This window comes from Amycolatopsis sp. NPDC004378 (assembly GCF_053602455.1).
This window is the reverse complement of sequence record NZ_JBSGDR010000056.1, coordinates 1-7,728: the sequence shown is the minus strand read 5'-3', so window position 1 is coordinate 7,728 and position 7,728 is coordinate 1. Positions and strand designations below refer to the sequence as shown.

General features: G+C 62.4%; 6 protein-coding genes. All 6 read right to left on the bottom strand.

Going from position 1 to position 7,728, the window contains the following annotated elements:
• Positions 1–629 precede the first annotated feature (629 nt).
• The 6 genes from ACWEN0_RS49930 to ACWEN0_RS49905 all read right to left on the bottom strand — a co-directional run bounded on the left by ACWEN0_RS49930 (position 630) and on the right by ACWEN0_RS49905 (position 7,340).
• Complete coding sequence (locus ACWEN0_RS49930) at positions 630–1,217, bottom strand: LppA family lipoprotein (protein WP_451988798.1); 588 nt, start codon at positions 1,215–1,217, stop codon at positions 630–632.
• A 20-nt stretch (positions 1,218–1,237) separates the two neighbouring features.
• Positions 1,238–3,025, bottom strand: coding sequence for an alpha/beta hydrolase (locus ACWEN0_RS49925; protein WP_451988797.1), 1,788 nt, complete (start codon positions 3,023–3,025; stop codon positions 1,238–1,240).
• A gap of 438 nt (positions 3,026–3,463) precedes the next feature.
• Positions 3,464–3,745, bottom strand: a complete 282-nt coding sequence (locus tag ACWEN0_RS49920) for a hypothetical protein (protein WP_451988796.1) — start codon at positions 3,743–3,745, stop codon at positions 3,464–3,466.
• Between the two features lie 128 nt (positions 3,746–3,873).
• Positions 3,874–4,260, bottom strand: coding sequence for a trypsin-like serine protease (locus ACWEN0_RS49915; RefSeq protein ID WP_451988795.1), 387 nt, complete (start codon positions 4,258–4,260; stop codon positions 3,874–3,876).
• Between the two features lie 1,086 nt (positions 4,261–5,346).
• On the bottom strand, positions 5,347–6,855 hold the full coding sequence (locus ACWEN0_RS49910) for a DNA sulfur modification protein DndB (protein WP_451988794.1): 1,509 nt from the start codon (positions 6,853–6,855) through the stop codon (positions 5,347–5,349).
• An 11-nt stretch (positions 6,856–6,866) separates the two neighbouring features.
• The gene (locus ACWEN0_RS49905; protein ID WP_451988793.1) at positions 6,867–7,340 is read right to left on the bottom strand and encodes a hypothetical protein; all 474 of its coding nucleotides are present in this window, start codon (positions 7,338–7,340) and stop codon (positions 6,867–6,869) included.
• Positions 7,341–7,728 lie beyond the last annotated feature (388 nt).

The following is a 7,728-nucleotide window of genomic DNA, read 5'->3' as shown; positions in this document are numbered from 1 at the left end:
CGAGTTGGTCGCACTTCTCATCCTGCCGCCGAAAGACCCGTCCCTCGTCTCAGGCCCTCGCCCGCGTCACCAACGTCATGACCCGCAACACCTAGGCGCATGGCTACCGTTAGATCATCTTGGCGTCAAGGTCGATACGAGGATCCAATCAGCGCAAATCATCGCCAAATAGGCCACTAGCCCAGCAACGATACCGAGCCAAGATGACTTGCGATGTCGAACGATCTTCACGGTACTACCCAATGCCGTCGCCATGGCGATGATCCAACCGAGGACAGGAAGCCAGAAAACGACATGCTGGCCAGAGCTACTGCAGATGAATGAATTGTCATCCGGTCGACACGGGTCGCTGCTCATCGCACCAGCCGGAGCGAGTCCGAATGCGACGATCCCGCCAGCAGTGGCCAGCAGCCAGCATGCCGCGGCAAACCCCATCGGTCGTGATGACGAGTCGGGTTGTCAGTAACATGTCTGACGGGTGCTTGGAGGTCATTCCTTCGTTCGCTTCGCTCTTACAAACGGCTTACGTCGTGGTCGGCGCCGACGATCTTCCGAGGCTGCTTACACGTCAGCGGGTGCTTCTCCTGCTCCAAGAAGTCCGCCGCCGCAGCTGGCACCCGGGCCATCTGTCAGTAAGTCGGGACCGGTGCGGGTGTCCCGCGCTTCTTCGCCTCGGCGGTTAGGTGGCAGCCAGTGCGTACCGTGAGGCCGGTGTTGACCGCGCTACCGAACGTGACTTCCGAACCGTCCGGCGCGCGAAAGGTCACGTAGTGGTTAGACGCCTGGTTCTTCACCACGATGGGACCGGAGTCGAAGCCGTAAGACCGCAGAGTGTTGTCGACGGCGGCTTGCGCGGCTTCCCATTGGTCATCCGGTACCTTCCCGTCGGCTACCCAGTTCGGCAGGCCACGTTCGACTGCGTCGTATGCGCGTAAACCGGCGTTGACGGCGGCGAAGTCGTTCCCGCAGCCAGATCCAGAGATATCGTCGGTCTGACGCCACTTCAGAGAGGGGACGAGCGCCGACAGCTTCGTCCGAACTTTGTCGTACATCTCTTCATACTGGGCGACGGCCTGATCGATGTCAGGGCGCTTCATCAGCTGGTTGAACTGCTCGGCCTTCTGGTTCACTGTGGTCTCCGGGGGGACGTCCGGCCCGCACGCGCTCAGTGCGAGCGTCAGGCACAGTGCGGCGGCCAGGGTCAGGGTGCGCTTCATTTGCTGGCAGGGTGCTCTCGTCATCGTGGGCGTGGGGGCGGCGTGGGGTCAGTGCCCGGAGGTGCGGGGATGGGCTGCCCCGGGGTAGGCGGCGGCGATGGGACCTCCCACGGTTGTGCGTAGCGCACGGTCATGTCCGGTCGTCCGGCTACGACGCTTGCCATGTTGTATTGGCTGGTGGAGTTGTTGTCCAGGTACTGGCCGTGCTCATGGGTGGCGTGCAGCGGTTGCCCACCGGCTCCGGTTGCGTCGCCGGTGGAGAGCTGTTCGATGCTCGCCACCGAACCACCGGAGATGCCCTGGTACGGCGAGGTGCCGAAGTTGTGGGCGATGTCCAGGCGCGGTACCGGGTCTTGATCCGACCATTCCGAGTACACGTGGCCCTGTGGCACCTTGAGATCGCTCGGTGTCTGCATGTCGAGGCCAGGTGAGCCGAAGACCACCGCATCGTGGACTGGTGTCGCCTGTTGTAGGGCGATGCCGGTGGTGAGACTGCCGTAGGAGTGGCCGAGCGCGGTCAAGTGCAGCGGCTGGTTTTGGACGTCGTGAGATGCGCCGAGACCATTGAGGAAGCCGTCGAGCTTGTGTGCGCCGATCTTCGCGAGATTGTCATTGCCCACTGACAAATCAGGGTTGAGCACGTCGGCGGTCTGCGGCGCTTCGTAGCCGATCCAGGTGACTGTCGCGACTTTTCCGCCGTCCCCGTAAATGTTCGAGATCGACTGGGTTTGCTTCTGAAGGTTGTCCATGTCTCGGTCATAGCCGACCATGCTGCCATCGACGGTCGAGGTAAAGCCGGGCGTGAACACGGCCACGTGCTCGGCGGTGTCGACGTTGCCGACCGCTATGGCCGCCTTCACTCGCTCGCCTGACGTGTCGAGTGTCAGCAGCTGGCGGTTGCCTTGAGACAGCGTTGCACCGATCGTGTCCAGCGATTTCAGCTTCGCTTCGATTTGATCTTGTTTGGCCAGCGCGTCGGGCAGCAGACCCGGTGGCGGCCAGGGCATGTTCTTGATCTGGTCGACGTAGGCTTGCGCGTTGGTGAGCTGGCGCTCGAGGTCGGCTCGTTCAGCGGGCAGACGGGCGATGTTGGCTTGTGAGCGGATGGAGCCGGGCAAGCCGTCGAGGTTGCCGAGCCAGTCCGGGTGGTCGCGCAGGAGGATGGCTTGCCCAGCTGGCGAGAGGGAGTTCCACCAGCCGGCGTTCTGGCTGGGCGTGCCGTCCTTCGGCGGTTCCAGCAGCGTCAGCCCGGGATCTTTCGCGCCGTCGGCGGCGGCCGCGGTGACGGTGGTTTCGTCCCCGGTGCCGAAGTCGCCGTGTTCGGCCCGGTTCAGGACCGAGGCGAGGTCGCTGTCGATGTCGTCGGCGGTGCGCAGCGACTGGGCGATGGCGTCAGTGATTTCGGTACGGGCGCGGGCGCGGTCGTCGGGGTTCAGCTCTGGTGGCGCTTGGCCTGCAGGGTAGCCGTCGGTGACGGTGCCGTTGTCGGCGATCTGGTAGCCGTACTTGCGGGCCAGTTCTTCGGCGTTGGTGATGGCGTGCTGCACGCCGGTGATGGCGTCGGCGGCCTGACCGAGCGACTTGGCGACGATGCTGGCTCCGGCGGCCAGCTTGTCGATACGCGCCATCATGCCGCGATGCGTCGAAGCGGCGTTGTCGGCGGCCGGTCCGGCCCAGCCGTCGACCGGCATGACTTTGCCGAAATCATCACCCGAATGAGTCAGGACTTGCAAGCGCTGCTGCATGGTGTGCGCGATGTCGTTCAGCTGACCGGTATTCCACCGCTTGACATCCGACAGGCTGACCATCAGCGCGGCCCTCGCAGCCGCCCTGCGTCCTGGGCGCTGGAGGCGGCGGCCTGGTCGCCGCGCTGGTAATTGTCCGCGGCGGTGCCAAGATCTCCGCTGTAGCGTTCCGCGTCACCACACCACTGGCTGAACGTGCGTCCCCAGCCGTCGCTGAAACTGGTGGCGGCTCCGGCGGCACGGCCACCTGGGACCGCGGCCGGGACGCCGCTCACCGGCTGTCCGCAGTCCGCACCGTGCAATTGACTGACAGCGTCACTGCCGGCGCGGCCCGCCGCGCGCAGAGCGTCCGGTACCGTCCGGAACCCCATCGTGCATCCCTCCCCGTAGTCGCAACATCACACTACGGGAGGCGATCTGCCCTGATCAACGCCCCAACGCGCTGATCACAGCCCTCAATTGGCGACTCACGTGGATCTGCGCAGCAGGCGATGCGTAGAACTACTCACCTTCCGTCCGGGCGTCGATATCCGAGGCGGATTCGGCAGACGAGGCCGACGGTTGTGCGACCTGGCAGAGTTCGTCCGCGAGCTTGTCCAGCAGCTGCGACAGCTTGAGACCCGAGGTTGTTGGCACCGTGCCAGCCTTGACCGCATCCCGCACGGCAGCTGCGTCCCGCGCGATCGCCACGCCAAGTTCTGCATGTGCGGCCTCGGGCCTCTCCAGCTCGGCAGTCTCATCGCCGCCGCCTGATGGGTCACTGGCGGATTTGCGGATTTCCATGGCGGTTTAACGAGTCCTTTCGGTCGACCTAATGTCTGCTTTCGGGGGTGTCGGAGTGGATAACATGGCGTCAGGGGTGCCGTTGAGCCAGGCACCGAAGAAACTTGCCCAACGGCATCACTGCCTGCCTACGCGGCCGAACCACCCCGCGCCGTGCCGTACAGCCACCGCCGGAAGTCCGGCGAGCTGGTGTAGACCGTCGGCGACTGACCGGGGTACTGCGCTGCCGCCCGGCTGCAGGTGCCCACGAGCTGCGGCACACCGTTGACGACCTCGACGGCCGGCCCGCCGGAGTCACCGCCACCTGGACCGTCCGTGCCATGCGGGTTGTCGGTGCAGATCTCACCGGCGGACTGCTGCGCGTCGGCGCACTTCGCCGCCGGGAGCACCCGCGTACCGAGCTGCTGGAGACGGGTCGGCAGGTTGGAGGTGTCGCCGTCCGGCTCGTCCGAGCCCCAGCCGTACAACGTCACCAGCCCCTCGAGGACGCGCTGCACCACGGCGTCGTCGGGCACCACGACTGACGCTGATGGACGCGGCCCACGCTGGACTTGGGCGTAGGGCCGGGAGCGCTTGGGCAAAGCGACGCGGGCAGCCGGTCTGTCGGCTGATCAGCAGGCGCCGGCTGAACGACCGGAAGAACCTCCGCCGAGGCGTGCGCGGCTTTGGCCCCGGCGAGCTCGCGGATTACCCGGGCCCGAATACCAGCCACAGTGCGGCCGGGACGCGCGCGAACCCGCCGGTTGTAGCGGTAGTCCGCAAGGCTCAGCGCCGCGACCGTCATCACCAGAACGGCCAGGACGACCAGACCGCAGGCCACCCACCCGCTCACAGCTCCGGCGGTGGCTCGGAATTCGGTGGCTCCGGCAGCCGTGCCGGACTGGTGCGGGCAGCACGACGTAGGGTTTGGTGGTCATCCGGAAGACGCCGTCGCCACGGCGGCAGATCACCGCGGATGAGCGGATCTGGGTGATCAGCAGACGGTCACCGGGTTTCCAGTCCAGGGCAGTGACGATGCCGCGATCCTGGATCCGGCCGGAGGCGTCCAGCAGCGCGGTGGAGAATCGCCGCTGCCCATCGGTGGCTAGGTCCGGCAGCGCCGGTATCGGCAGCGGGACGAGGGTTCCGGTTCGTACAGGAGCGGATTCGGGGCCGCCGGTGCGAGGCGGGAGCGCAGGCGGCACGATGCCGGTCATGACGCCCCTCCCCGACAACGGTCGCACAGGGAGGGCTCGGTCAAGATCAGCGTAGCTGAGGTTGACCGAGGCTGAACGCCAGAAAGAACCGCCGTGGCGGGCCTGTTACTCTGCGGTGCGGGAGATATCCCGCATTTTGTGTCCGAGGGGCGAGTTGCACACTAACCACACGGCTCACGCTGTGAGGCAGACGCCCGGTTCTGCCACAGCGCTCTACAGGCGACGACACAAGCGTTAGAGTGAGGCGGGACAAGCCTCCAGACCGTGCGGGCCTCGGTGAGCACGTAGACTGGAGACCCTCCCTCATTTCATGATATTCGATTAGGTCTTGACGCTCATCTTCGCCATGGACACACAATCACGCCGGCCATCAGACATGGCCACCTTGAATGTGATGCGGCACAGTCAGGAGTCGACAGGCTCCGAATCGTGCAGCGTGAGATCGGTCCACGCGTCCGAGAGGATCTTGTTTTCTACCTGACTAATATGCGCAGGAGTGTTTGACGCGGCCGCAGCGACGACAACTTCTCCCGTAGTCTTCAGCTTCACGGTCTTCTTTTTTCCACTCTTCTCCTGAAGAAAGCCAGTAATCTGGATCCAGTGCTTTCGATCACGCCGCCAATCGATCGCGGCGAGACGTCGCTTGAGTTCATCAAAGGTAATCTTCGGAGATGGCGAAGTCGCCTCCGTCATCGCATCAGAAAACTTCTTCTCGAGATCTTCGATCGTGTCATGATCTGTTGTTTTCTCCTGCACCATTACGTCCATAATCGGACCCAGCTTGTCGCGTCGCGCCTGGTTGTAGGCCAGCGCGAGGGCTTTGAGAGCGAAGGCCCAGCCGTGAACATACAGGCGCCGATAGGTGTCGGACTGTTTGGTGTCCCGCCAAGTGTCTCCGAATTGATCCTCAAGCATCTGCAGAAACTCGCGACAGTACGGCAGAACGAACGGAATATGATGATGCTTGAGGTGCTCGCGCTTACGATTGCCATGCGAAATTACATTGAGGAGCATCTGTTCCAGCGTAGAAGCATCCACGATATTCTGGATCGCCGTAAGCGTGGCGCCTGTACTACGGCCGTCTGCGACGCGGCCCTCGAAAACAGTGTCCTTGATGGCAGCATTTCGCAGCCTGGACAGAGCTGACGAGGTGTCGTAGGTCGCCACCAGGTTCGCGTTCTTCTTGGTACCACGGCCATTACGGTCTGCGAAACTTTGAGCGGCCGCATCGACGCCAACCTTGAGTTCGATTTCGAGAGCCACGAAGAAAGTATCAAGAGCACCATTTTTCAGCGCGACACCACTTTGAGACGCTTCGAATAAGGCGGCCGTTTGGGTTTGCCCGTCAGCTTGCATGACTGGCCGCTTGGGCAAGTAGACCTCACCGTAGAGCGCTGCTGGATTAGCCTCGTCAAAGGCAACAAAGATTGGCTGAGGGTCTTCCTCAAACTCTTCGATCGATTGCCATCCGGTAACAGTGGGCAGATAGGCGACACGCTCCCCACGAATCGCCTCCAGGATGTAGCGCCGAAAGTCGCTGCGATTAGTGGCCTTGGCACCTTTAAAGTCGCTCTGCGTCTTTTCATGTGCAGCCCTCATGCCAATGGCCTCGTAGTCGACCGTCTTCGGCGGTTCCGACGGATTATACCGGACGATATCAGTGAACTGACGCAGGCTTGGATGAATTGAAACACAGATGCGGTAACCATCCGCTGCACCCTTTAAGCTCAGTGTACCGCGAATGATGTGCCGCTTTTCAGTCTCGTGCTGGAAACGATACCGACGGCCCTCAAAGTTACTCCGAGCTTCATCGTCCGATCCGACGCGGACAATGCGCATGCCTCCATAAGTCGAGTCCTCAGGAATATCAGTGGTACTTATCAACTTCTGCTGGGCAATGAACGGAGTGCTCACAGTTGATTCTCCTAACAGTTGAAGGCTTCGGGGTCCGAGCAGGTAAAAATGTGATGGGGATCGGGAATCTGCGGAATCGCGACTTGGACCGTATCACGTGGGATTCCGCCAGCACGGGCAAGGACGGACGGGAGGGTCACCAGTTCAATGTTAAGGTTCATTATCTCGACAGTTTCGACAATCTCCGACTGGAACTCGAAGGCAGCTATTACGCCACGAAACAGATGGACGTACCCCTCAGCACGTCGTGCCATCGCGACGTAAACCTGGATTTGGCCGAGCGCCTTGTAACCAGCGCGAATCTTGAATTCCCAGAGGCGAATGACGTTGTCACGATCGATCGTCCGCATGTCCGCACGAACCGCCGTACCCGCATAACTGTTCTCCCGTGCGACAAGCAACTCGCCGGGCCGATGCTGCTCAAGTTCAGCCGCATAACAGTCCCGAACCCGACACTCGTGCTCGTACGTGGCCACATCTGCCATCGACTACCCCCAGAGATGAACTTACGTATCACAGAGAGCATACGTGAACTCTCGGGAGTTCGCAACCACATCTCGGAGATGAGGTCCGTCGATACACCCAGACGACGGAATTCGAGACCGTCATGCCAACTCAGCCCGCGGCCGATAACGCGAACAGCGGCTAATACTGCACTCCGTGATAGATCGACTACATTCAGTGCGATCCTCGTCATGGCCCAACTTCGGGTCATCAGCTGGTGCAACCTGTCAGGTCCATCGTGGGCGCCGTTCGAGCGGGGCCCGAGCTGCGCCGGCTAGGGCGTGTCCTGTAAGCGGTTGAGCTGGACCTCTGGTAGTTGTGCCCGGTGGTTGGTCGCGGTGAGTTGACGGAGAAGGCGTGGGCGGTGAT